A 22,268-nucleotide genomic window follows, 5' to 3' on the forward strand; every position below is an offset into this window, starting at 1 on the left:
TCAGAAGTGAAACGCAGTAACGCCGATGGTAGTGTGGGGTTTCCCCATGTGAGAGTAGGGCACCATCAGGGTTTTATACCAAAGAAAACCGCAAGTTAGAGATAGCTTGCGGTTTTTTGCGTTTGGGGATGGGGAAACATAGTAGACGAAAAGCAAAAAGGTGGGTAGACAAGCAGGGAGATTGGGGAAAGGTTTTACAAATGATGGAAAATTTCTGACCGCTTGTATAATTACTTCTTATGTTGTTTCTACTGGATAACTTTACTTTTTTCTTAAAAATGTTACATTGATCACATTTTTAACGATTGAGAGTAATGGTATGAAAGAGCTGATGTTTTCCGCAATGAATCAAAATGTCGCTTTTTCTTCATGGTTTGAAAATCGTCTCTCAATGGCGAAAAAACGTATTGATTGCTTAGATCAATTTAGAATTCACAGTGCTCTACGAAATCATTCTGATGATTTTCAGTTTGTCTTCTCTGTACTACCTGCATTAGTCCATTATAATATTCCAGAACTTCCTACTTATGTCGAAAATGCCCCTAAGGGTATTTTTAATTTCTCTCTTTCATCTACCCAAAAGGCTCATTTATCAACCTATTTCCCTTTAGTTGAAGAGAACAAATCTATCGCTTTTGATGGTTTGTATGTCATGGGGAGTATAGGTTCTATTACACAAACTCGTTTTTCTGATTTAGATCTATGGTTGTGTCATTCTCAAAGTTTTACTGAAACAGAAAGTCATTTATTACAGAAGAAATTAGGCTTAATTCAAAAATGGGCAAAGCAGTACGGTATTGATGTTAATTTTTATCTGATGAATCCTAATACATTTAAAGATAAAAAATATAATAGTGATGTGAGTGATGAACATAATGGTTCTGCTCAACATTTTTTTCTACTTGATGAATTTTATCGTTCTTCTATTCGCCTTGCTGGTAAACGTATTTTATGGTTGCATATTGATAATGAGGAACAGAATTACGATGATTTCGTTCAACAAGCGGTGCTTTCGGGTAAATTAAATTCAGATGAATGGGTTGATTTCGGCGATTTTTCATCACTGGCTATTGATGAATATTTTGGTGCAAGCTTATGGCAACTTTATAAGGGAATTGAAAGTCCATACAAAGCAGTTATTAAAATCCTATTACTAGAAAGTTATGCAGAGACTTATCCTGAAACACCATTAATTTCCAAAAAATTTAAACATTTATTATTGTCAGATAAAGCAGTGAGTTATCACTTTGATCCTTATTTAGCGATGTTAGAGCAGGTAACCACATATTTGCAAAATCGTAAAGAGTTTGTTCGATTAAACCGCTTGAGAAGTTATTTTTATATAAAGGCTTATAATGGGCAATATGACCCTTTACGTAAGGAAATCTTGAAAGAGCTTGTTTCAGCTTGGAATTGGAGTGAAAAAGAAGTTCAATGCTTAAATAACAATGAAAATTGGAAAGTAAAACAAGCAATTATTCATCAGCAAATGATTGTTGAGCAATTATTACAAAGTTATCGGCATTTAATTCAATTTGCGCGAAAATTTCATATTGATCCGAGTATTTTACCGCAAGACACTGATATTTTGATGAGAAAACTTTATTCTGCTTTTGAAGTTGTTCCAGGTAAGATTTCCTTAATTAACCAAAATATTGGAAAGAATCTTGCAGAAGATGAAGTGACTTTTATTGAAGTGACGGAAGGTGTTTCAACAAAAGAAGGTTGGTATCTAATAAATCATGCTCCCTTGAGTTCTTATGATTCAACGACAAGACATGTTCAGTATCAACGTACGTTGATTAAGGCGATTGCTTGGGCGTATTTTAATCGAGTCATTACGGCATCAACACAGATTCATTTAGTGAGCCAGAGTGTTAGTTTAGAGAAATTACGTCGTTTTATCACAGATTTACGTTTATCTTTTCCTGCGACAACGCCTATTTTAAGGGATGAAGATCTGTATCATCCAAATGAAATTAGGAATCTTATTGTAGCGATTAATTTGGTTGAAGATCCGACAAAAGAGTTACCTTTACTATCTAGAACAGATACAGCTCAGATTGACTTATTTAACTTAGGATCTTCTGAGAAAGGGATGATTGGTAGTATGAGTATTATCTATCGAAATATGTGGAATGAAATCATGACTCAGCATTTTGATGGAAATGATGCTTTATTGAAATCTTTAAAGTTTATTTCTAATAAGATATATCGTAGTTCAGCACCACCACAATCGGTTAATGTTGTTTGCTATAGTAGTCAGTTAAGGAATGAGCTACAAAGCTCAGTAATGAGCTTAGTGAATCGTTGTATTACGATTCAAACAGGATCGATTTTTCAGCGCCAAAAACCGCAAACGTTTAAAATGGCTGGTAAGCAATGGCAGTTAATTTTTGATAAGAAAAACCAATTAAAAGATATTGTAGTAGATGATAATCAAGATAATCTTATAAATACTCAACAGACGGAGTTTCATATACCAAAGGAAATTTTTGATTTTGCGAGTGAAGGTTTTCTTCAATTTTTCTTTGAAGATAATATTGATGGGAGTTTTAATGTTTATGTGTTAGATAAGAAAAATCAAACGGAAACCTATCGATATTGTTTGGGAGAAAAAGAGAATAAAGTGAAGAAGATTAGTCGATTATATACAGAGAATAATGACACGCAACAGAAAGATAGTTTCGGGAGTTTTAATTTTCCCCAATTTTATCAACTATTAAAACAGAATGAACGAATTTTTATTGTTCCTTTTCAAAGTAAGCAGCATCGTGATTTTTTAGAAAAATAAAAGTAAGTATAGGGTTTATTATGTCTACAGCACTCAGTCCAGAACTTATTAAGACGGTTGCTCTATTGGCAACCAGTGTCACTATTGTTCCTTTATTTAAGCGTTTAGGCTTAGGTAGTGTACTTGGATACCTTGTGGCAGGTTGTTTGATTGGTCCATCGGGTATTGGGCTTTTCCAAGATCCTGATGTGGTTGTTCATATGGCCGAATTGGGTGTGGTGATGTTTCTTTTTATTATTGGATTGGAAATGCACCCCGAACGGCTATGGAGTATGCGTAAAGCGATCTTTGGTCGTGGTTTTCTCCAAGTTGCCTTATGCGGAAGTTTACTCACTTTTGCGGGTGTTTTTATTTTAGGATTACCTAAAGAAGTGGCATTTATTGCGGGAATGGGCTTCACATTATCTTCCACCGCCATTGTGATGCAAGTTCTAGAAGAAAAAGGCATTAGTACAACGCCGAAAGGACAACGAATTGTCTCAACCTTAATTTTTGAAGATCTTGCGATTGTGCCATTACTTGCTTCTATTGCCTTTTTAGCCCCAACCCAAGCGGATGTAGAGCAAGGAACAGATTGGACATCTATTGGTGCAGGGCTTGTGGGTGTACTTATTTTGGTTGCATCAGGCAAGTGGTTAATGAACCCGCTTTTCAAAATGATTTCTAAAGCACATATCCGTGAAATGATGACAGCAGCTGCGCTATTAGTCGTATTAGGCTCCGCATTGCTTATGGAGTTGAGTGGTTTATCGATGGCAATGGGGGCATTTGTTGCGGGTGTTATGCTTTCAGAATCGTCTTTCCGCCATCAACTAGAGGCAGATATTGAGCCTTTCCGTGGCTTATTACTCGGTCTGTTTTTCATGGGGGTGGGCATGTCTTTAGATCTCTCACTCGTGTTTAATAATTTACTTTGGTTATCGGGTATTGTCTTGCTCTATGTATTTGGTAAAGGTTTATCGATCTACATTGTTGCTCGTGTAACCATGCTCACAAACCGTGAAGCAATTATGCGTATGGCAATTATGTCCCATGGTGGTGAATTTGCCTTCGTGTTATTTGCCGCAGCGGCAACCGCAGGCGTATTCTCTGCAGACAATAAAGCCACCTTTACTGCCGCCGTGATTGTGTCTATGTTGCTTTCTCCCCTTATTGTCATCGCCATTCAACGTATGATGAGCCGTCACATCAATAAAGTAGAAGGTGAGACAAAACCAAACTTAGAAGGGATTGAATTTGCTGAAAATTTAGATAACAGTGTGTTGGTTATCGGTTTTGGTCGTTTCAGTCAGATTATTTGCCAGGCGTTACTTGCTCGTGGTATCAATGTCTCTGTGATTGATTCTGATCTTAATAATATTCGTACTGCCGCTAAATTTGGTTTTAAAGTCTATTATGGTGAAGGAGAGCGTATTGATGTGCTAAGAGCAAGTGGTATTGATCAATGCGATTGTGTGATTGTCGGGATTGCAGAGCCTGATCGTATCGTGAAGATTGTTGAGCTGATTAAACATGAATATCCATTGACACCGGTATTAGCGCGTTCTTATGACCGAATTAACACCGTTGATTTAATCAAACACCATGTCGATTATCAGGTGAGAGAAACCTTTGAATCTGCTTTATTATTAAGTAAAGTTGCCCTTGAAAAATTGGGTGCGACAGAAACAGAAGCAGATGATGTGATTACCTTAGTCAGAAATTTGGATCAACAGCGTTTGCAGGAAGAAGTGCTGCATGGCTTCTCCGATGAATTGGAGAAAAAATATTGGTCTGTTGAGCCTTTTATCAAACCAACACAGGAAGCTCAAGCCTTAAATGAAGAAACGGCAGATATTCTTGAAAAAGATGAGCGGGCAGAAGTTATTCTTTCTGATGAAAAAAGCATTAAAAATACATAAATGTTATTTTATATCATAGGGCGATGTTATATCGCCCTTTTTTCATTTACGACAAGCGGTTAGAATACCGTGATTTTTTACCAATAATGGATATGACATGGTTGCTGAATTTGGTTATTTCTGCTTAATTACTCTGGTTTTGGTTTCGGGATTAGAAGTTCTGTTATCCCTTTGGGGTGAGATCCGTAAGCAACCGCAATGGTTATCTGCAAATCGCATATTAAGCGTGTTTCAAGTGCTATTGGCAATGGGCTCTTTTGGGGCTTTAGCCTATGGATTTATCACGGATGACTTCACCCTGAGCTATGTGGCTCAACATTCTAATAGTCAGCTTCCTACTTTTTTTAAATTTGCTGCTACTTGGGGCGGACATGAAGGTTCCATGCTTTTTTGGCTAACGGCATTAGTTTGCTGGACGGGTGTTTTTTGCATTTTTTCAGGCAAAACTGACCGCTTGTTTGCCCATCGAACACTCGCTTCTCTTTCGTTCATCATTTTAGGTTTTGCCCTATTTATTCTTTTAGCATCAAGCCCTTTTGAACGAACTTTTCCACCACAGCCCGAAGGGAGAGATCTAAATCCTATGCTACAGGATATTGGCTTGATTTTTCATCCACCATTGCTCTATTTAGGTTATGTCGGTTTTGCTATTACTTTTGCCATGACGATAGCCATGTTACTTGGGGGCGTTTTTGATTATGCCATTGCTCGTTGGATGCGACCTTGGGCTGTAACGGCATGGGGCTTTTTAACCGCAGGGATAATATTAGGTGCTTGGTGGGCATACTATGAACTCGGCTGGGGCGGTTGGTGGTTTTGGGATCCAGTTGAAAACGCATCATTGATGCCATGGTTACTCGGAACCGCATTAATCCATAGTTTAGTGGTGAGCGAACAACGTGGTATTTTTAACTATTGGACTATTTTATTCGCTATTTTTGCGTTTGCACTGAGTCTATTAGGGACTTTTATTGTGCGCTCTGGCGTACTCACATCTGTTCACGCTTTTGCAGTCGATGCAGAGCGTGGCTTTGCATTGCTCATCTTATTTTTTAGCTTAAGTTTTGTTGCGTTATCACTTTTTGCCTTAAAAGTGAATTTATGGCAGGGGCATGTCCGTTTTTACCTTTTATCAAAAGAAACAGCGTTATTATTTTTAAACGGGCTTTTTACACTGGCGACAGTCGTAGTGGTCTTAGGCACTTTTTATCCTATGATTTTTAGTGCAATGGGATGGGGAGCTATTTCGATTGGTCCACCTTATTTTAATACCGTATTTACGCCACTTGCGCTTATTTTAATGAGCATGATGGGCTTTGGAACGGTACTGAAATGGAAACGTTTTGATGCAAATTATCTATGGAAACAGGGCATTATATTTATTGTCGCCATAGTATGTAGTATTGGGTTGAGCTATTCCATGCATTCTCGAGTGACGGCAGATACTTTTGCGTTTCTACCTATTGCATTTAATAGTCTCGCTATTTGGATTATCTTCACTCATTTTCCTTATCGGAAATTTATGTGGCAAATCAGACCGCTTGCAATGCGTTTGGCGCATATAGGATTTGCCATTTGCGTGATTGGCGCCATGATGAATAGCTATTATGGCGATGAAGTGGGCGTGCGTTTAAAGCCACAAGAACGTTCGGAGTTGGCTGGCTTTTACTTTGAATATGCCGAACATTATCATGATATTGGGGAAAATTACACTGCAGAGAAAGTCGCCATTCGGCTTTATGATGGAAACCATTATTTAGATACGGTTTACCCTGAACGGCGTTATTATGATGTTAGAACCATGACGATGGCAGAAGTCGGCTTAGCTCATAAGGGACTAGACGATATTTATGTGGTGATGGGCGACAAACTAGGGCATAAGGAGTATGCATTCCGTCTACACTATAAACCTTATGTCAGGGCGTTATGGTTAGGGGGGCTTATTATGGTGATGGCAAGTATTTTATCTGTTATTGGGTATCGGAGAAAAGGCGCATGAAAAAAGGATTATTGTTACTGCCACTGATTTTATTGCTTGGTTTTGTATTATTTCTTGGGCTTCAACTGAATACATCTGAGCAGATTGCACCTAGCGAAGATTGGCGAAATAAGCCTTTTCCTGAGTTTCGTGCAAAAGATCTTCTTGATAGTCAGAAAGAGAGAACAAAAGCAGATTTACCCAAAGAACCCTTTATTCTCAATGTGTGGGCAAGTTGGTGTACTTGGTGCATCAAAGAGTTTCCGATGTTGTTAAATATGCAAAAACAAGGTGTGAACATTGTTGGATTAACCTATGTTGATAGACCCGATGATGCAAGACAAGCTTTAGCAAAATGGGGTAATCCGTTTAGTTTTATTATAGATAATTATGAACATAGCCAACTACTTGAGACATTACGCATAAACTCTGCGCCAGTGACATACCTTATCGATCATAAAGGCATTATTCGCTATCAACAAAAAGGTTATTCACCTGATTTTGAGCAAGACTTTATGCCGAAATGGTTAGAACTGAAAAAGGAAATGCCATGAAATTACTTTCGTTCTTTTGTGCCATGTTTTTGGCGGTATTTGCTCATGCGGAAATGGTAGATACCTTCCAATTTCACTCAGATGCAGAGCGTCAGCGGGGCATTCAGCTTGCCCGCTCGCTACGCTGTTTGCAATGCCAAAACCAAAACTTAGTCGAATCCAATGCAACTCAGGCTTATAAATTGCGTTTGGAAGTCTATGAAATGGTTAATGCGGGTAAAAGTGATCAGGAAATTATTCAAATAATGACCGAACGGTTTGGCGATTTTGTGTATTACAAACCGGCACTTAATCCACAAACATGGATTTTATGGGGAACACCTTTTGTATTACTTTTTGTTATCTTTGGCGCTATTGTTTGGCGAGTAAATAGGAAAAAGCATGAATAATCGGGATCACATCAACCAAACCTATTATCAAAAGGCTGCTCAATTGGCGCAACATTTATCAACGCAAGAGCGTGATGAATTTTTAGCGGAACTCAACGCACGTCAGCAATTCGAACAATGCCAGCCAAAAGATCATTTGCAAAAAAATACGCTAAAACGACCGCTTGTTATTATGGCTCTTTTTCTTATTCTTCTATTAAGTGGCTTATTTTATTGGCAAACGGGGCGTTATGATGTAGTTCAACATGGGCAAACGGCATTTCAACACTTTAAGCAACAAAGGGCTGAAGAGAGTAGTGAACAGCGCAACCAGCATTACATAACCCATTTGCAAGATCAGCTAAGACAAGATAGCAATAATGGCGAACGTTGGTTTGAGCTTGGGCAAGCTTACTCTTTGAACAATGATTTTGAAAGCGCATTAATTTGTTTTCGTAATGCACAGACTGTGTTAGGTGAAAAAGCCACAATTTTAGGGGCAATGGCAACGGCAGACTATTATCTGAATAAGCAACAGTTTACCCCACAATCAAAAGCGTGGCTTGATCGCGCCTTACAATTAGATAGTCGAGAAAGTGCAAGCTTATTGTTATTGGCATCAGATGCGTTTTTCCGCAATGACTTTAAACAAGCGATTTTTTATTGGGAAAGTGTGCTAGACAATGAAAACAACCCTGCGCTAGATCGACGAGAAATCATCAAGAGTATCAAAATGGCTGAGCAGATGTTGAAAGCAGGGAAATAAGCTCTATGTTGAAAACTGGCACAGTCTTTTGTGCCAGTTTGAGTAGGTTAATTTATTCGTGAATCTTCTTCGCCAACATGGTCGCAAAACGTAGTTGGATTCGGTTGCCGTTTGCATCCGTTTTATGTAAATGCCCTAAATCTTCGTTATATTTCACTAATTCCCAATCTTTGTAATAGTCTTTTAATTCCCCTTCTTTAAAGGTAAAAGAAAATGGCATTGGGCAAGGGTAATCATCAGTACTCATCGCACAAACAATCAAATTGTACCCACCCACATTAGTATTATTTTGCATATTTTCAATGATAGCCGGGATACGACTACGATCTAAGAACATCATCACCACCGTCGAGACAATCAAGTCAAACTTGCCTTCAATATTAGCTTGATTAATATCATAAATCGCGGTGCGAATATTCTGCGCCTGCTCTTTCTCAATCACGGTATTTAAGAAATGAATACTCTCTTCACTGTGATCAACCGCAGTAACATCACAACCTAACAAATTCAGATAGAGTGAATTTCTGCCACGTCCACAGCCGAGATCTAACACTTTACCCGAAGAGATGTAATTGGTTGCATTTAACACTTCCGAATGAGTTGTGGTTAGATTATATTTCTTCGCAAAATAATCTTCAGGTTTGCAATAAAAGGCAAGTTGACACATCAAATCGTCACTTAAAGCTTCTACTTTATGCCATACTTGTGGCTCAACAAAAGGTGCTTGATGTTCAGTATCAAAAACAAAAGTCTGGACGACTTGCCCTTCTTCCGTAAGTTCATAGAATTTGAGCTTGCCTTGCAAAATCGTTAATTTTGCCCAAGTACCTTCTTTGGTATTGTGCTTTTCTTGGAACATTTGCGGTAGGCTTTCTTTATTCCAAACAGGCATTTGTTTATAGCAGATTAAATTTTCCATACATTTTCCTTTAAATGAATTTCATGTGTTGATCTTATGATTTTCTATTTTTAAGGCAATAAAAAACCGACTATTTTAGTCGGTCTTTCTGATTTATTTGATCTTTATCAAATAGCAAGTGATTTAAACTGGCGGGCAAAATAGACTAAGCTTGTTTGTGGGTGAGTTTGTATTTCATTGAGTTGCACGATAAAAATCGTATGTGTTCCCACCGCTTGTGTCGCCACAATTTCACCATGAAGCGATGAAATCGCTTCTTTTAATGCAAATTGCCCTGTTTTACCTTGCTGCCAGATATCCCAAGAGAAGCGTTCTTCCATACTACTGTCTAACATAGCAGCAAAATGTTTTGCCAACTCTGTTTGCTGATCATTGAGAACATTCACACAGACTTTACCATTTTGTCGAATAATATCGTGTAAATCACTGCTTTGATTTATACAAAATAGTAAGGTTGCTGGCGAGTCTGTGACGGAACAAACAGACGAAATAGTCATTCCAACTTTACCTGCCGTACCACAGCTAGTAACAATGCTAACAGCAGCGGGAAGATGAGCCATGGCGTCTCTAAATTGTTGTACGGTAGGCGTATTCATTTACTCTTTCCAAATCACGTGATATTCACGATTTTCTGCATCGTGAGAAATTAAGAAACGGGCAAAAATATCGTCCATTTCATCTTGTTCATTGACTAAACCGACCCAAACTTCCGCAAACGCATCAGGATCAATCAGTGTGCCAATTTCCTGATCCCATTGATCGCTTGTTTCCACCATTTCAACCGCACCACGCTCTTCAAATTGTAGGTTAAAAAGTAAAATATCTGCAGGGTCAAGGTTTTCTCCCGCCATTTCTAAGAAAATGTCATAGGCAATGTCAATGGCTTCATCTGGGGTTAATTTTGTTGTCATAAAATTCTCTACATTAAAAATTTAATACTTTAGTGGCATCCATCGTCCAATCGGCTAATTCCGTAAGCGTGCCAATTTCTACACCTTCTGCAAGCGTTAATTCTGTCAATCCACGTGCATTTGTACAGGTTTTGCATAGTTTCACGACAGCCCCTTGAGACGTTAAAATTTCCAGCATCTGTTGAGCATGATAACCTTCTGCTGGTTGTTGTTTTGCAAGCCCTGCAGTAACAGCATCAGACATTAAAAAGAGTTTAATATCAGCTTTATGTTGTTCTTGAATTTGTAAGGCTAAACGTAAACCACTAAAAAAGCTTTCGTTACCATAAGGTGCTGAATTTATAATAAAAAGTAGTTTTTCCATCATTATCTCCAAAGTACAAGCGGTTAGTTTTCCACAGTGTTTTACAAACACTCAACATTATAGCGTTTTGAAATGGTTTAGAAATAGGATTTACATATCTCATATAAGCAAAAAGCCTTAACATAAATGTTAAGGCTGATAATCACAACAGCATTAAAAGCATAACACATTGATAATAAATAGATTTCATTTTTCAATGCATTTTACTGGGTACTTCATTGGGTACTATTTCCAAATATCAAAGTGGATTGATGTAGATTAAAGTAGACGAATTAGACGGGAATTTTGCAGAATTTCCCGCTTATTCCAACATTATCCCGCATTTTCCCGTGTTATTTTCTCATAACGCCCTGTAAATACGGTATTTTTGCAAAATTTTGAAATAGCCCATTTTTCAGGGCCGATAAATGTTTTTATTTTATACAACCGTTAATCAAGTAACCAGCAGAACTACCTAATAAATGAGGTTTATAAATATCAGTACAGCGAACTATTTCAATTTTACCACCGATTTCATGATAGGTATCTACTTTTAATCCTTGGTTTCTTCGGATTGTATAACCAAAAGAAGGATCGTAGATATTCCCTTTTTTATCTTTAGAGCGTGGGGATACATAAGCTAAAACAATACAATTTGTCCAAATAGCTTTTAATTCATTACTAACTTCTTGTGTAGCTTCGCCAATTTTAACTGTATCAATGCCTATAAGTTCTGCAAAAATATCAGGTGTCAAAATTCCAGTTCTAGTATATTTAATGCGCTCCAATAGTACTTTATTTTCTTTTAATTTTGCCCATACATCACCCGCAATTACACAGACATTAGGTTTATAACCTATGCTTTTTGAAATTGCGTTAATACCTTCATCAATTAAAATAAGTGGGTTTACATCTAAATTTGTTAGCTTAGTTTCTTCAGTAGTTAAGGTCTTTTTATTGCTTTCATCGTAATTATCCGTATTTTGTGCTAATTCTGCCACTTCGATCTCTCGCCCTAATGCTATAATATCTTGAGTTACAGACAGAGCATATTGCTTAAGAGGATAGCTAGCATCATTATCTTCCCGATAATCAATAGGATATTCAATGTCATGTTCTTCTAGTGCTACGTTTACAGTAGTAACATATTCTGGTGTTAGTCGGTTTGATTTTCCGTGTAATTGACGGATCGTTGAATGCTGTCTAAATGATAAACGTCCGAATTTAGGTACAACCCCTGTTTCTTTCTCTATTTCAACTATAGGCATTAATGTTTCACATACTAATTCATTGTTATAATAACCTTGAGCTAGTTTTGTTAAAACGGGATCTTGTAAACTAACTTGTTTTGTATTACTCATTGTTTTCTTCTCCTATGATTTTTTGAAATGCTTCTTTATAACTAATATTGTGTAGTTGCATACATCTTTGTATGCGTTGATCTAATTCTTCTGGTGTTTCTATTTCTCCGTCTAAAATTCCATAGCCTCTTCTTTCTTTAGTTAGTTTGTTAAAATGTGCCACTCCCCCTATTTTTTCAGTTTGCATAGTTAATTCAATAGCAGGAATACTATTTAGAAAATCCTTTACTTTTTGCTGTAGGCTTTCCCCTTCGCTGAATTGTAAAATGCCTAAATCATATTCTGTAGCATAGTTTAATATTTCCAATGCTGCATCTTTCGAACCAGGTCTCAATTTGTTACTTGATAATAATTCATCAATAAAATATTCATTTTCTCTTTTTGAAAATAAATATTCTTTTTCAGAATTTGACTTCGCTACATTTTTAAAATCTTCATTTTCTTTTTTGAGTTTTGCTATCTCTTTTTTTAACTCATCTATTTCTTGTTCTGCCATATTCTATTCTTCCTTAAATTAATGTGTTTGAATAACAATATTAAAGGCTGTTTTATAGTCTGTGCCTAATACAGATTGGAAATAACTTATTTTTGCATCCAACTGTTCTTTTAGTGGTATTTGATCATTTTCACAAAACATTACTATTTCTTCATTGCTGCTATAATGAAAAATATCTACACTAATTTTGGGATCTAACATTCCTTCAACTGCAGGTTCTTGTTTCCCTCGCTCTAAAAATCCAACGTGTTTAAGATAATTTCCTAAAGTCCCTAATGGATTTTCATCATGTCCTTCACCAAAAATAGCAATAGAAATACCGCTGATCTCATTATTTTTTATTCGTTGGATAAGCTCATCTGCTACTTCAGTTTCTGCAAAGATTGAATTGTTATATTGAATAAGACGCTTTACCACGCCTAATTTAGGCTCGTCATTTTTGGGATGTCCAATAGTGAGAGGTGCAGGGCGGGTAGTTTCATCATAAAATTTAACTAAATCTGCTAAATGGGATTTAGTCCACGTGATATTTTTAGCTATTCCACCGCCTTTAGAATGCTTTCCTGCCCTAAATATTTCAAAAATTGCCTTCTGCATTTAATTTACCTATATTTGCTGTCCTTCATACTTTCATTTAATCAAAAAAATTATGAAGTTTATATTTGATACTTAGCAAACTTAACTTTGTAATATATTAAAGAAAAACGGCTGGGACAGCGGGACAGCGGGACAATTTTGAAAAACTCTTTTATTTTCAAATGGTTACAAGTCAAAAATTGTCCCGCTAGGTGCGGGACAATTTCAAAAACAGCGGGACAAAATACAAAAAAAGAGCGTTTTCAGTATAAAAAACGCTCTTTTTGCTATTATTCTTCGCTGTCGTCTGCTTCATCAAACAGGGTTAAAACGTAACATCTTGTTCGTTTAGGGTCAATTTTAAGCGGTAATTTTTGCGTATTTCGCCTATCTTTACTCCGTTTTAGCATTCCCGCATTAAATAACACTTCATTGGCTTGCTTCTCATTAAATCCCTTGATGATGTCGTTCAAGTAAACTTGTTGGAACGTGTAAAAGTGCGGTTCTTCGTTGATACTGATCGCATATCCCGCCGCATCGTGCGGTTCTGGTCTATCGTGGTTTATCGGGGTTTGAATATATCGCCCCGCAAAACGCTGTAAAAAGCCGTTTACTTGGTCAATGATTTGCTTATCTTCTCGCCCGTGTAGCCCGTATTCGTTGATCCACTCATTGAAACAATGCAAAATCGCTTCGGCGTTGCTTTCTATGCTCCAACTTGTTAAATCTCGGGCTAGTTGTAATGCGGTTTCAAGTATGGCGAACCGGTTCGCTACTCGTTGAACTTGTGGGCTTGCGTCACTTGGCAAACGGAAAAGCCATTTTTCTTTAATGCATTGATAGGTTTCTACCGCCAACGCCTTATTTTTAAGTAGCCACTCAATCCATAAACGCCCAATTACGCCATAATGCTGACGGCTTGCCGTGTTGATGTGGTCTGCGTGTGCCTTACCGTCTGCTAAATCGTGGTATTGCTTCGCCTTGGTAATAGGTACATTCAACAAGCGGACTAATTGCCCTGCATTGACTTGAATACCGTTCATTTTAAGATAGGTTTCTATGTCTTTTTCGCCTGTTGAAAATACCACAGTACGCCATCGTAAAAGCTCACGATTTCCGCCATCTTTCGCCCCTTGGAGTTTCCCCACGCCATTAAATAAGGCGTAGGACGTTTCAAAAACGTATCGAGGGTTTACCCCTTGCCCGATTTCGTCCATCGGTAATAAATTATCATTGTGCGCCAGTCCTTCATTTAAAATGCCTAGTGTTGTACCGAACCACGATAATTTAAGCAGTTCAGGGTTACCATAAAGGCTAATAGAAGCAAGTGCGGTTGTTGTTTTGCCGGTGGTGGAGTCGCCATAGAGGTGTACGCCAAAACTGTCCGCCTCAATCACGCCAATTAAGGGAGCAGATAAAGCGCATGCCACGCCTAACATCATAGACGGATTACCGTTTAAATATTTGCCTACGTTCTCTTGCCAGCTTTCCAGCGTGCCTTTTGTGCTGTAACCGTTATTGCTTGCGGATTTCCCTTTAAATAGCGTTGGAGTGTCGGGCGTTCCTATGATTTCGCCATTAGGTAATACATACGCCCCATTTTTCCAGCCTGTTGTATGGGTGATCGTCCATTTTTGGCGGCTACCGCTTAACTGCAAGTAATCCGCCAAGTAGTTGCGGGCTGAAGAACTATTTGCAATTTTTAGCCCTTGCTGTCGCAACTGCTTCCAGCCTTCCCGCTCGCCTAAATCTTTAAGCGGAACGGCTTCAGTAATTGGGGATAATTGCCCTTCGGGTATCCAGCGTAAAATGATAAAGGTTTCTATCTCGCTTGCTCCAATCCCCACCACTTCTACAAAATCAGATAGCCATTGTTCCGTCTCGCTTAATAGCTCGCCTGTGTTGTTGTCGTATTTCGGAATAATGCGATACAGTCCGCTTATTCCGTTTACTGTACGCTTTTCAATGTACGGCTGTTTCTTGTCTTGGCTTGGTTTAGCCGTCATTTCTGCTACTGCTTCCGCCATACTGTCTCCGCTACGAATGCGGGCGATATAATCGCTTACATTTTCCGTTTGCATTGCTTCATCTACGAATGAAACAATCTCGGCTTTTGTATGCTTGGCGATATTTAAACAGATCGCATTTTTTTCAAGTTCGCTTAATTTTCCCGATTTAAAAATAGAAATATATTTTTTATTTTCGGGAGCAATCCGCAAACGGTCAATTTCGGCTAATCTTTCGCTATTTAAAATAATCGGCTGTAAATTATTTTCTGCTTGCGTAAATAAAATAATTTGTGCCAGTCTTTCTTTATTAAATGCATCACTTCCCGCAATAATATATAATTCATTAAGTGGGTTATTATCTTGCTTATTTAAATAAGGGGCTTTCTTTAATTTCATATTATTCCCCTTGTGCTAATAAATATAAATGATCGCCTATTTTATCTTTAGCAAATAAAGATAAATCCAACATATCAAGGCTATTTTTTAATAAAACGCCTGTAGAAATTAGCGTACTCGGGTAAATATGCTGATCTTCTTCTAGTTCTCCATCTTCATTAATACCGTGCCAGTAAAGTAAATTGGCAAAATCTCGCAAGGCCTTTAGGGTGGATAATGCATTTTCATCAAAAAGGCTGTAAAACTCGTTCAGTTTTTCTTTATCTTTGCCGTATTGCTCAATGCGTTCTTGTAAATGTTTGTTTAAAGCAATGTGTAATTCATTACGCATTTTTACCCCCTTCTACATCTGCTAAATACATGAAATTCGTGTTCTTGATTGTTTGCAAAGCTAAATAGGCACGCTCTAGGTTTCCTTCTTCCGTGAGCTCTTTCGCCCATTGTGTCCATACTTCGATATGCTCGATTTCTTTCAGTAGCTTTTCCGGTGTGAGGTTGTTTTTAAGCATAAACCACCCCCATAACCGCAAATAAAGGGCATACAATAGATTTGGCTTGCTCTAAACTCTCGGCTTTAATGCGTAGGGTATAGCAAGGGAAGGTATGAATAGGTTTTGATGTGTTGCGTAAGTCTCTACGGCTTACGGCTTTGAATAGGTAGATCATCGCTGATAGCTCCATTAGTGATTTATGAAGGCTACCGCTAAACTTCTCAGGGTTTGGGCGGTAACGTGTAACGGGCTGAGAAACTGCGACTAATGGAACACAGCAAAGGGCGATACCTTTCCCATTACACGCTACCATAGATAGACGCTCTAGGCGTTCTTTGGGTGTGCGTATGCTACGAACAAAAAAGCACGGTAATAGAAAGGCGTGCTAGTGTTCGCCATTAGTAAATCATTCGAGTTCTCAGGCTCGGTTGTAGATTTTGCTACAACGCTTAAAATATAATTCATTTTTACCCTTGATGTAAAGTGTTTTTTTTGTTTGCACTTTCTTTTTGAATTTTCCGCTGCTGGCGAATAATGGTATAAATTGTAGTTTGACTAAGCCTAAATTTTCTAATTAGCTGATCTATGTTCTTGCCATCAAAAGAGCGATAAATTTCATAATCTCTTAACGCTCTTTTTAATGGTTCTCCTGCAGGTAGATAAAAAGACTTCCCTCCAAAATAACTACTAATAGCAAACGTAATTTTTTTTGCTTTTTTGATTGACTCTTCTTCATCATAGCCCAGTTCTTTTAATTCATGGGCTACTACGTCTACAACTTCAGTTAATAACGTTGGCCATTTAAAATGGTCATTTTTCAAATTGTGTACATCTGCTTTCATTTTGCCAAATCCTTAATATTAGTTAGAAATACTTCAAACATACTAAAAAAAACTTGCTATTTTGTTTATTTGAAATACTTCAAACTTTGTTAAGTTGAGAACACTCCAACAAAAAGCGGTTGATTTCGCTAGCAGAAAAAAGCACGGTTTGCCCCACTTTGATTTTATGGAGCTTGCCCGCCTTGGCTAATTTATCAATTTTAGAACGTGAAAAGCCAAGAAGCTCATTCAATTCTTTAATGGTGTAGTGTTTTTCTAAAGTGGGTGTAAGGTTCATCATTTTTTCATCTCCTTGCGTTAGCATTCATCTGTGTTATTTATCTTTGATCGTTTTAAATTGCTTGTAAATACGCTAATTTTGACGGTATTTGTTGCTAAAATTCACAAAAAACCACTAAAACTAAGAAAAACGCTATTTTTCTATAAGTTGTGCCTATTTGTTGCGTATTGTCGTTTAATACCGTTTAAATAGCGTTTAAATTTTGGCGGTGTTGAACGGTGTAATAGGGATTTAGACGATTTAAGAAGAAGTAATTTAAACGCTTTGAAGGCATTTAAACGCCATTTAAACGTGAACTGTTTGCTTGTTTTTTAATCTTTTTATAATGAATGGGGATAAAAAAGTATTTCCCGCTTATCGTGGGAAAATTCCACATAATGCGGGACAAAATAGGCATTTTGCGGGACAAAATGGGGCATTTGCGGGACAATTTAAGGGGTTAGCGGGACAATTTTTTATAGTTATTTTTATTTAAGATATTGATTTTATTAGTTATTTTATATTTATAAGGCTTGATTGTCCCGCTGTCCCGCTGATATTTCACTATAAAAACATTTTTAAAAGTTCAGGCAATAAAAAAGCCTAGCAGAAGGGCTAGGCTTTGGGGTTATGGTTTGCGGGCTTGTTCTATAAAATCCGCCCATAATTGCATAATAACTTTACGCTGTTCTATATAGGTTGCGTGATTGTATGCAAGGCTAACATTGCCCCCTGTTTTGTGGGCTAAACACGCTTCTGCGTGTTCGTGGGTTATGCTTTGCTCTGCTAGATAGGTTCTAGCCAATCCCCGCAATCCGTGGGCGGTTTGTCGCTCTTTATAGCCCATTCTTTCTAGGGCTTTTCTAACACTATCGCGGCTCATTGGCTCGTGTATGTGTCCACGTTTAGGGAATACATATTTAAAACGCCCTGTAATCTGCTGTAACTGCTCTAACAATGCGATAACTTGGCTAGATAGTGGGACTATATGCGCTTCTCCCGCTTTCATTCTTTCCGCTGGAATAGTCCATAGTTTTTTATCTAAATCAAATTCTGCCCATTCTGCTTCAGATGCTTCACCAGGTCGAACCATTGTTAAAAGCTGGAAATAAACTAAAGCCCTTGTTTGTGGTTGTATCTTTGCGTTTTCAATATCCTGCAGTAATTGCGGGATTTCTTCCGTTTTAACGTGTGGGTTATTCTTTTTCTTTACCCGCTTTAAATTCTTGCCCATTTTCAAGCAAGGATTAAAAGAGAGAATACCGCCATTTACCGCAAAATTTAAAATTTCGTTGATATACATTGCCAGCCGTTGGGCCATATCAATATTATTTCGTTCTTCTACTCGTTTTAAAGGAATTAGGGCAAGCGTGGGTACTATCTCATTTATTGGGTACTCTCCAATAAACGGGAAAATGTGAAGCTCGAGACTACGCCAGTATTTATTAAGCGTTTTATCTGTAATTTCGCCTTGCTTCTTCTCTCTCCACTTTTCCGCTACGGCTCGGAATGTTCGGCTATTTGCTAACTTCTCTTCTTGCTCTTGCTGGGTTTTGTGAAGCTGTGGATCTATCTGCTGTGCTAGTAATGCTTGGAACTCGTCCCGCTTAACTCTTGCTTGTGCAAGGCTTACCGCTGGATAACTGCCTATGGTAATCTTTGTTCTTGCTTTAGTTTGCGGGTGGTTGTAGCGGTAACGCCATTTTTTAGCCCCAGTAGGGAATAGCTGAAGAAATAGCCCCTTGCCGTCGTTTAGCTCGTTTGTTCCGCCTTGTATATATTTGGCTTTCTCTACTTGTGTATTGGTTAATGGTTGGATAATTCTCGCCATAAAATCCCCTGTTTTAGTACCCAAATTTTTTGTAGTTTATCATGTGGGTACTTTATAGGGTACTATTATTTCGGCTCATTATGATGAAAGCTGACGAATGTAGACGAATGAAATAATAAAAAAGCCTTGAAAATCAAGGCTTCTAGAGTAATAAAAATGAATGTTGAGTAATGTAGATGAATAAAGATGGTGGAGATAATCGGGATCGAACCGACGACCTCTTGAATGCCATTCAAGCGCTCTCCCAACTGAGCTATATCCCCGAAATTGCGAGAGATAATATGCTCTCGCTTTTTTTCTGTCAATCTCAAAATTTTGTAAAAAGGTTGATTGTTCAAAAAACAACTAGCTTTGAGATTCAATAAATGCAATTGCTTTTTGGATTCGAGTAAGGGTTCGCTCTTTGCCCACTAATTTGGCAGTAATATCCATTGACGGTGATTGACCTGAACCTGTTACAGCTAAACGGAACGGCATACCGACTTTGCCCATACCAATTTCAAGTTCAGCAGCGGTTTGGTTCATTGCTTCGTGGATATTTTCAACTGTCCAATCATTACAAGCGGTCAGTTTTTCCAATAATTTTGCAAGTGGAGCAACGGCTTCGACTTTGAAGTTTTTGGCAGCGGCTTTTTCATCATAGCTTTCAAACTCTTGATAGAAATAACGGCTTTGGCTAGCAAGCTCTTTCAACGTTTTAGCACGTTCACTTAAAACTGGAATGATCTCGGTTAATACAGGACCATTTGTAGTGTCAATGCCTTGATCGTTCATATGCCATTCAAGGTATTTCGCCACGTGTTCCGCTGGTAATGAACGCATATAGTGTTGGTTCAACCATTGTAATTTTTCGGTATTGAACGCACTAGCAGATTTGCTGACCGAATGAATATCGAATAGTTCGATCATCTCTTCACGGGTGAAAATCTCTTGATCGCCGTGTCCCCAGCCTAAACGTACCAAGTAGTTAATTAACGCTTCTGGCAAATAACCGTCATCGCGATATTGCATGACGCTCACTGCACCGTGACGTTTGGATAGTTTTTGACCGTCATCGCCGTTAATCATCGAAACGTGAGCGTAAGTCGGGATTTCTGCCCCTAACGCTTTTAAAATGTTGATTTGACGTGGAGTGTTGTTGATGTGATCTTCACCACGCACAACGTGGGTGATGCCCATATCCCAGTCGTCCACCACCACACAGAAGTTGTAGGTTGGGGCGCCATCGGTACGGCGGATAATTAAATCGTCTAATTCGCTGTTGCTGATTTCAATACGTCCACGCACTGCGTCATCAAACACAACGGAACCTTCCGTTGGGTTTTTAAAGCGAACAACGTGTGGCTCGCTAGGATCGTGTGAATGCTCGCCTAAACAGTGGCGGTCGTAGCGTGGTTTTTCTTTATTCGCTTCTTGAGTTGCACGTAATTCTTCTAAACGTTCTTTTGAGCAGTAGCAACGGTATGCCGTGCCTTCTTCGATCATTTGGTCGATTACTTGATTGTAACGATCAAAGCGTTTGGTTTGGAAATAAGGTCCATGTTCCCACGCTAAATTTAACCATTCCATACCCTCGATAATCGCCGCAGTAGCTTCAGGGGTTGAACGCTCAAGGTCCGTATCTTCGATACGTAAGACAAATTCGCCGTTATTGTGTTTTGCATAAAGCCAAGAATAAAGAGCTGTTCTTGCGCCGCCAACGTGTAAATAACCTGTCGGGCTAGGAGCAAAACGGGTTCGTACTTTGACGTTTGGGTCGAGAGGGAAAAGGGTTTCAATTTTCATGTTATCGCCTATTTTTCTAAAATCTATAAACAAAAATATTTCGGTATTTTACCCCTATTGAAATGAAATCATAGTGAAATATCGACAGTTTGGGTGAATTTTTCAACGAATAAGTAAAAAATTGCAAAAATGGATTGACTGAATTTTTCATCCCCCTATAATGCCACCCCACAACAACGGGCGATTAGCTCAGTTGGGAGAGCACCTCCCTTACAAGGAGGGGGTCACTGGTTCGAGACCGGTATCGCCCACCACTTATTTCTTTATTTTCCACATTTTCAAAAGAGACATCATAACTCACCGCTTGTTTTGCTTTCTCAATTTTTGTGATCTCCGTCGAAAAACGCACAATTTCAACTTTTCAAATCTTGTAAAAATCACTAGCCTAAATAGCCAGACAACAGTAGAATTGCCGACTTTAAATTATTCAAGCAAAACTAACCTTTTGCCACAAACCGTGTAATAACGAGGCTTTCTATAATGTCTGAACAAATTCAAGCAACCGATGCAGGTTGCCATTCAATCAAAACAGAAAAAATTAACTTACTTAACTTAAATCGTCAGCAGATGCGTGAGCTGTTTGCCGAGATGGGTGAAAAGCCGTTCCGTGCTGATCAGCTGATGAAATGGATTTACCATTTTGGCGAAGATAATTTCGACAATATGACCAACATCAACAAGGTGTTGCGTGAAAAATTAAAGCAGATCGCTGAAATTAAAGCCCCAGAAGTAGCCGTAGAACAACGTTCTGCCGACGGCACAATCAAATGGGCGATGTGGGTGGGCGATCAGCAGATCGAAAGCGTGTATATCCCTGAAGGTGATCGGGCGACATTGTGCGTTTCATCGCAAGTGGGCTGTGCCTTAGCCTGTACTTTCTGCTCAACGGCACAGCAAGGTTTTAACCGTAATTTGAGCGTTGCTGAGATTATCGGACAGGTGTGGCGAGCATCTAAAATTATCGGCAACTTTGGTGTAACGGGGATTCGCCCAATCACTAACGTGGTAATGATGGGAATGGGTGAGCCGCTGCTCAATATGAACAATGTTATTCCAGCAATGGAAATTATGTTGGATGATTTTGCTTACGGTTTATCTAAACGTCGTGTAACTCTTTCGACGTCTGGCGTTGTGCCAGCGTTGGATAAAATGCGTGAGCAAATTGATGTGGCGTTGGCGATTTCTCTACACGCTCCAAATGATGAGTTACGTGATGAACTTGTTCCAATTAATAAAAAATATAACATCAAAATGTTGATCGACTCGGTCAATAAATACTTAGAAGTGTCGAATGCGAATCATGGTAAAGTGACGATTGAATATGTGATGCTTAATCAAGTGAATGACGGTGTGGAACACGCACATCAGTTGGCAGAAGTGTTGAAAAATACACCAAGTAAGATCAATCTGATCCCGTGGAACCCGTTCCCTGAAGCACCTTATGCGAAAAGCTCGAACACCCGTATAGACCGTTTCCAAAAAACGCTGATGGAATATGGCTTTACCGTTACCGTGCGTAAAACTCGTGGCGATGATATTGATGCCGCCTGCGGACAACTGGCTGGTGATGTTATCGACCGCACCAAACGTACCCTTGAAAAACGTAAGTTTGGGGAGGGAATTGCGGTGCAGAATCAGTAGTTTTGTATCTGTGGGAAATACACTAGCTAAATATCGTGAGAGTACCG

Annotated in this window: 23 protein-coding genes and 2 tRNA genes; 9 read left to right on the top strand and 16 right to left on the bottom strand. The window is 38.6% G+C overall.

The genetic code is table 11. The features are described 5' to 3' along the window. The first annotated feature begins 319 nt into the window (after positions 1-319). The 6 genes from C5N92_RS02505 to C5N92_RS02530 all read left to right on the top strand — a co-directional run bounded on the left by C5N92_RS02505 (position 320) and on the right by C5N92_RS02530 (position 8,361). Positions 320-2,794, top strand: coding sequence for a class I adenylate cyclase (locus C5N92_RS02505; RefSeq protein ID WP_111749303.1), 2,475 nt, complete (start codon positions 320-322; stop codon positions 2,792-2,794). A gap of 20 nt (positions 2,795-2,814) precedes the next feature. Further along, the gene (locus tag C5N92_RS02510; RefSeq protein ID WP_111749304.1) at positions 2,815-4,695 is read left to right on the top strand and encodes a monovalent cation:proton antiporter-2 (CPA2) family protein; all 1,881 of its coding nucleotides are present in this window, start codon (positions 2,815-2,817) and stop codon (positions 4,693-4,695) included. 97 nt (positions 4,696-4,792) lie between these two features. Then, the gene (locus tag C5N92_RS02515) at positions 4,793-6,694 is read left to right on the top strand and encodes a heme lyase CcmF/NrfE family subunit (protein WP_111749305.1); all 1,902 of its coding nucleotides are present in this window, start codon (positions 4,793-4,795) and stop codon (positions 6,692-6,694) included. Then, a complete protein-coding gene (locus tag C5N92_RS02520; protein ID WP_111749306.1) occupies positions 6,691-7,227 on the top strand; it encodes a redoxin family protein in 537 nt (178 codons plus the stop codon). The genes C5N92_RS02515 and C5N92_RS02520 overlap by 4 nt, the downstream gene beginning before the upstream one ends. Beyond that, on the top strand, positions 7,224-7,616 hold the full coding sequence (nrfF, locus tag C5N92_RS02525) for a heme lyase NrfEFG subunit NrfF (RefSeq protein WP_111749307.1): 393 nt from the start codon (positions 7,224-7,226) through the stop codon (positions 7,614-7,616). Before C5N92_RS02520 ends, nrfF begins: the two co-directional genes overlap by 4 nt. After that, positions 7,609-8,361, top strand: a complete 753-nt coding sequence (locus C5N92_RS02530) for a TPR domain-containing protein (RefSeq protein ID WP_111749308.1) — start codon at positions 7,609-7,611, stop codon at positions 8,359-8,361. Before nrfF ends, C5N92_RS02530 begins: the two co-directional genes overlap by 8 nt. A gap of 52 nt (positions 8,362-8,413) precedes the next feature. On the opposite strand, the gene tehB is transcribed toward C5N92_RS02530, so the two are convergent. The 13 genes from tehB to C5N92_RS02595 all read right to left on the bottom strand — a co-directional run bounded on the left by tehB (position 8,414) and on the right by C5N92_RS02595 (position 16,985). Then, positions 8,414-9,280 carry an SAM-dependent methyltransferase TehB gene (gene tehB / locus C5N92_RS02535; protein WP_111749309.1) on the bottom strand — a complete coding sequence of 289 codons (867 nt, stop codon included), beginning with the start codon at positions 9,278-9,280 and terminating at the stop codon, positions 8,414-8,416. Positions 9,281-9,387: 107 nt separating this feature from the next. Further along, on the bottom strand, positions 9,388-9,876 hold the full coding sequence (gene hpaC / locus C5N92_RS02540) for a 4-hydroxyphenylacetate 3-monooxygenase, reductase component (protein ID WP_111749310.1): 489 nt from the start codon (positions 9,874-9,876) through the stop codon (positions 9,388-9,390). Further along, a complete protein-coding gene (locus C5N92_RS02545; RefSeq protein ID WP_111749311.1) occupies positions 9,877-10,191 on the bottom strand; it encodes an HI1450 family dsDNA-mimic protein in 315 nt (104 codons plus the stop codon). It lies immediately after the preceding gene. Between the two features lie 13 nt (positions 10,192-10,204). Beyond that, on the bottom strand, positions 10,205-10,555 hold the full coding sequence (locus C5N92_RS02550; RefSeq protein WP_111749312.1) for a DsrE/DsrF/TusD sulfur relay family protein: 351 nt from the start codon (positions 10,553-10,555) through the stop codon (positions 10,205-10,207). Positions 10,556-10,968: 413 nt separating this feature from the next. Then, positions 10,969-11,895 carry an inorganic pyrophosphatase gene (locus C5N92_RS02555; protein WP_111749313.1) on the bottom strand — a complete coding sequence of 309 codons (927 nt, stop codon included), beginning with the start codon at positions 11,893-11,895 and terminating at the stop codon, positions 10,969-10,971. Beyond that, positions 11,888-12,391: a hypothetical protein gene (locus C5N92_RS02560; RefSeq protein ID WP_111749314.1), complete on the bottom strand. Its 504-nt coding sequence runs from the start codon at positions 12,389-12,391 to the stop codon at positions 11,888-11,890. The genes C5N92_RS02555 and C5N92_RS02560 overlap by 8 nt, the downstream gene beginning before the upstream one ends. An 18-nt stretch (positions 12,392-12,409) precedes the next feature. After that, complete coding sequence (locus C5N92_RS02565) at positions 12,410-12,988, bottom strand: hypothetical protein (protein WP_111749315.1); 579 nt, start codon at positions 12,986-12,988, stop codon at positions 12,410-12,412. A 269-nt stretch (positions 12,989-13,257) separates the two neighbouring features. Then, complete coding sequence (locus tag C5N92_RS02570; RefSeq protein WP_111749316.1) at positions 13,258-15,372, bottom strand: DUF927 domain-containing protein; 2,115 nt, start codon at positions 15,370-15,372, stop codon at positions 13,258-13,260. Between the two features lies 1 nt (position 15,373). Continuing rightward, positions 15,374-15,703, bottom strand: coding sequence for a hypothetical protein (locus C5N92_RS02575; protein ID WP_111749317.1), 330 nt, complete (start codon positions 15,701-15,703; stop codon positions 15,374-15,376). Beyond that, positions 15,696-15,881: a hypothetical protein gene (locus C5N92_RS02580; protein WP_111749318.1), complete on the bottom strand. Its 186-nt coding sequence runs from the start codon at positions 15,879-15,881 to the stop codon at positions 15,696-15,698. Before C5N92_RS02580 ends, C5N92_RS02575 begins: the two co-directional genes overlap by 8 nt. After that, positions 15,874-16,176, bottom strand: a complete 303-nt coding sequence (locus tag C5N92_RS11460) for a host cell division inhibitor Icd-like protein (RefSeq protein WP_369828915.1) — start codon at positions 16,174-16,176, stop codon at positions 15,874-15,876. The genes C5N92_RS02580 and C5N92_RS11460 overlap by 8 nt, the downstream gene beginning before the upstream one ends. A 154-nt stretch (positions 16,177-16,330) precedes the next feature. Further along, positions 16,331-16,705, bottom strand: coding sequence for a Mor transcription activator family protein (locus C5N92_RS02590; protein WP_111749319.1), 375 nt, complete (start codon positions 16,703-16,705; stop codon positions 16,331-16,333). Between the two features lie 79 nt (positions 16,706-16,784). After that, positions 16,785-16,985 carry a helix-turn-helix domain-containing protein gene (locus C5N92_RS02595; RefSeq protein ID WP_111749320.1) on the bottom strand — a complete coding sequence of 67 codons (201 nt, stop codon included), beginning with the start codon at positions 16,983-16,985 and terminating at the stop codon, positions 16,785-16,787. A gap of 325 nt (positions 16,986-17,310) precedes the next feature. Here C5N92_RS02595 and C5N92_RS11200 point away from each other — a divergent pair, with 325 nt between their 5' ends. Further along, a complete protein-coding gene (locus C5N92_RS11200) occupies positions 17,311-17,460 on the top strand; it encodes a hypothetical protein (protein WP_161494262.1) in 150 nt (49 codons plus the stop codon). Between the two features lie 132 nt (positions 17,461-17,592). On the opposite strand, the gene C5N92_RS02600 is transcribed toward C5N92_RS11200, so the two are convergent. The 3 genes from C5N92_RS02600 to gltX all read right to left on the bottom strand — a co-directional run bounded on the left by C5N92_RS02600 (position 17,593) and on the right by gltX (position 20,580). Then, positions 17,593-18,795, bottom strand: coding sequence for a tyrosine-type recombinase/integrase (locus C5N92_RS02600; RefSeq protein WP_111749321.1), 1,203 nt, complete (start codon positions 18,793-18,795; stop codon positions 17,593-17,595). A gap of 187 nt (positions 18,796-18,982) precedes the next feature. Continuing rightward, positions 18,983-19,058: transfer RNA gene (locus C5N92_RS02605), tRNA-Ala, on the bottom strand. 82 nt (positions 19,059-19,140) lie between these two features. Continuing rightward, positions 19,141-20,580, bottom strand: coding sequence for a glutamate--tRNA ligase (gltX, locus tag C5N92_RS02610; protein ID WP_111749322.1), 1,440 nt, complete (start codon positions 20,578-20,580; stop codon positions 19,141-19,143). A gap of 178 nt (positions 20,581-20,758) precedes the next feature. Between gltX and C5N92_RS02615 the strand changes: the two genes are divergently transcribed. Both C5N92_RS02615 and rlmN read left to right on the top strand, forming a co-directional pair. Further along, positions 20,759-20,834: transfer RNA gene (locus C5N92_RS02615), tRNA-Val, on the top strand. A 226-nt stretch (positions 20,835-21,060) separates the two neighbouring features. Then, a complete protein-coding gene (gene rlmN / locus C5N92_RS02620) occupies positions 21,061-22,221 on the top strand; it encodes a dual-specificity RNA methyltransferase RlmN (RefSeq protein WP_111749323.1) in 1,161 nt (386 codons plus the stop codon). Positions 22,222-22,268: the final 47 nt, after the last annotated feature.

Source organism: Glaesserella australis (assembly GCF_003260095.1).
GTDB classification, from domain to species: Bacteria; Pseudomonadota; Gammaproteobacteria; order Enterobacterales; family Pasteurellaceae; genus Glaesserella; species Glaesserella australis.

Bases quoted from the DNA above. Each gene is read 5' to 3' on its own strand.
- C5N92_RS02515 (WP_111749305.1), top strand. From the start codon at position 4,793: ATGGTTGCTGAATTTGGTTATTTCTGCTTAATTACTCTGGTTTTGGTT.
- hpaC (WP_111749310.1), bottom strand. From the start codon at position 9,876: ATGAATACGCCTACCGTACAACAATTTAGAGACGCCATGGCTCATCTT.
- C5N92_RS02505 (WP_111749303.1), top strand. From the start codon at position 320: ATGAAAGAGCTGATGTTTTCCGCAATGAATCAAAATGTCGCTTTTTCT.
- gltX (WP_111749322.1), bottom strand. From the start codon at position 20,580: ATGAAAATTGAAACCCTTTTCCCTCTCGACCCAAACGTCAAAGTACGA.
- C5N92_RS02590 (WP_111749319.1), bottom strand. From the start codon at position 16,705: ATGAAAGCAGATGTACACAATTTGAAAAATGACCATTTTAAATGGCCA.
- tehB (WP_111749309.1), bottom strand. From the start codon at position 9,280: ATGGAAAATTTAATCTGCTATAAACAAATGCCTGTTTGGAATAAAGAA.
- C5N92_RS02600 (WP_111749321.1), bottom strand. From the start codon at position 18,795: ATGGCGAGAATTATCCAACCATTAACCAATACACAAGTAGAGAAAGCC.
- C5N92_RS02530 (WP_111749308.1), top strand. From the start codon at position 7,609: ATGAATAATCGGGATCACATCAACCAAACCTATTATCAAAAGGCTGCT.
- C5N92_RS02555 (WP_111749313.1), bottom strand. From the start codon at position 11,895: ATGAGTAATACAAAACAAGTTAGTTTACAAGATCCCGTTTTAACAAAA.
- C5N92_RS02550 (WP_111749312.1), bottom strand. From the start codon at position 10,555: ATGGAAAAACTACTTTTTATTATAAATTCAGCACCTTATGGTAACGAA.
- C5N92_RS02565 (WP_111749315.1), bottom strand. From the start codon at position 12,988: ATGCAGAAGGCAATTTTTGAAATATTTAGGGCAGGAAAGCATTCTAAA.
- rlmN (WP_111749323.1), top strand. From the start codon at position 21,061: ATGTCTGAACAAATTCAAGCAACCGATGCAGGTTGCCATTCAATCAAA.
- C5N92_RS02545 (WP_111749311.1), bottom strand. From the start codon at position 10,191: ATGACAACAAAATTAACCCCAGATGAAGCCATTGACATTGCCTATGAC.
- C5N92_RS02570 (WP_111749316.1), bottom strand. From the start codon at position 15,372: ATGAAATTAAAGAAAGCCCCTTATTTAAATAAGCAAGATAATAACCCA.
- C5N92_RS02560 (WP_111749314.1), bottom strand. From the start codon at position 12,391: ATGGCAGAACAAGAAATAGATGAGTTAAAAAAAGAGATAGCAAAACTC.
- C5N92_RS02520 (WP_111749306.1), top strand. From the start codon at position 6,691: ATGAAAAAAGGATTATTGTTACTGCCACTGATTTTATTGCTTGGTTTT.
- C5N92_RS02595 (WP_111749320.1), bottom strand. From the start codon at position 16,985: ATGATGAACCTTACACCCACTTTAGAAAAACACTACACCATTAAAGAA.
- C5N92_RS11200 (WP_161494262.1), top strand. From the start codon at position 17,311: ATGAATGGGGATAAAAAAGTATTTCCCGCTTATCGTGGGAAAATTCCA.
- C5N92_RS02580 (WP_111749318.1), bottom strand. From the start codon at position 15,881: ATGCTTAAAAACAACCTCACACCGGAAAAGCTACTGAAAGAAATCGAG.
- C5N92_RS02510 (WP_111749304.1), top strand. From the start codon at position 2,815: ATGTCTACAGCACTCAGTCCAGAACTTATTAAGACGGTTGCTCTATTG.
- nrfF (WP_111749307.1), top strand. From the start codon at position 7,224: ATGAAATTACTTTCGTTCTTTTGTGCCATGTTTTTGGCGGTATTTGCT.
- C5N92_RS11460 (WP_369828915.1), bottom strand. From the start codon at position 16,176: ATGGTAGCGTGTAATGGGAAAGGTATCGCCCTTTGCTGTGTTCCATTA.
- C5N92_RS02575 (WP_111749317.1), bottom strand. From the start codon at position 15,703: ATGCGTAATGAATTACACATTGCTTTAAACAAACATTTACAAGAACGC.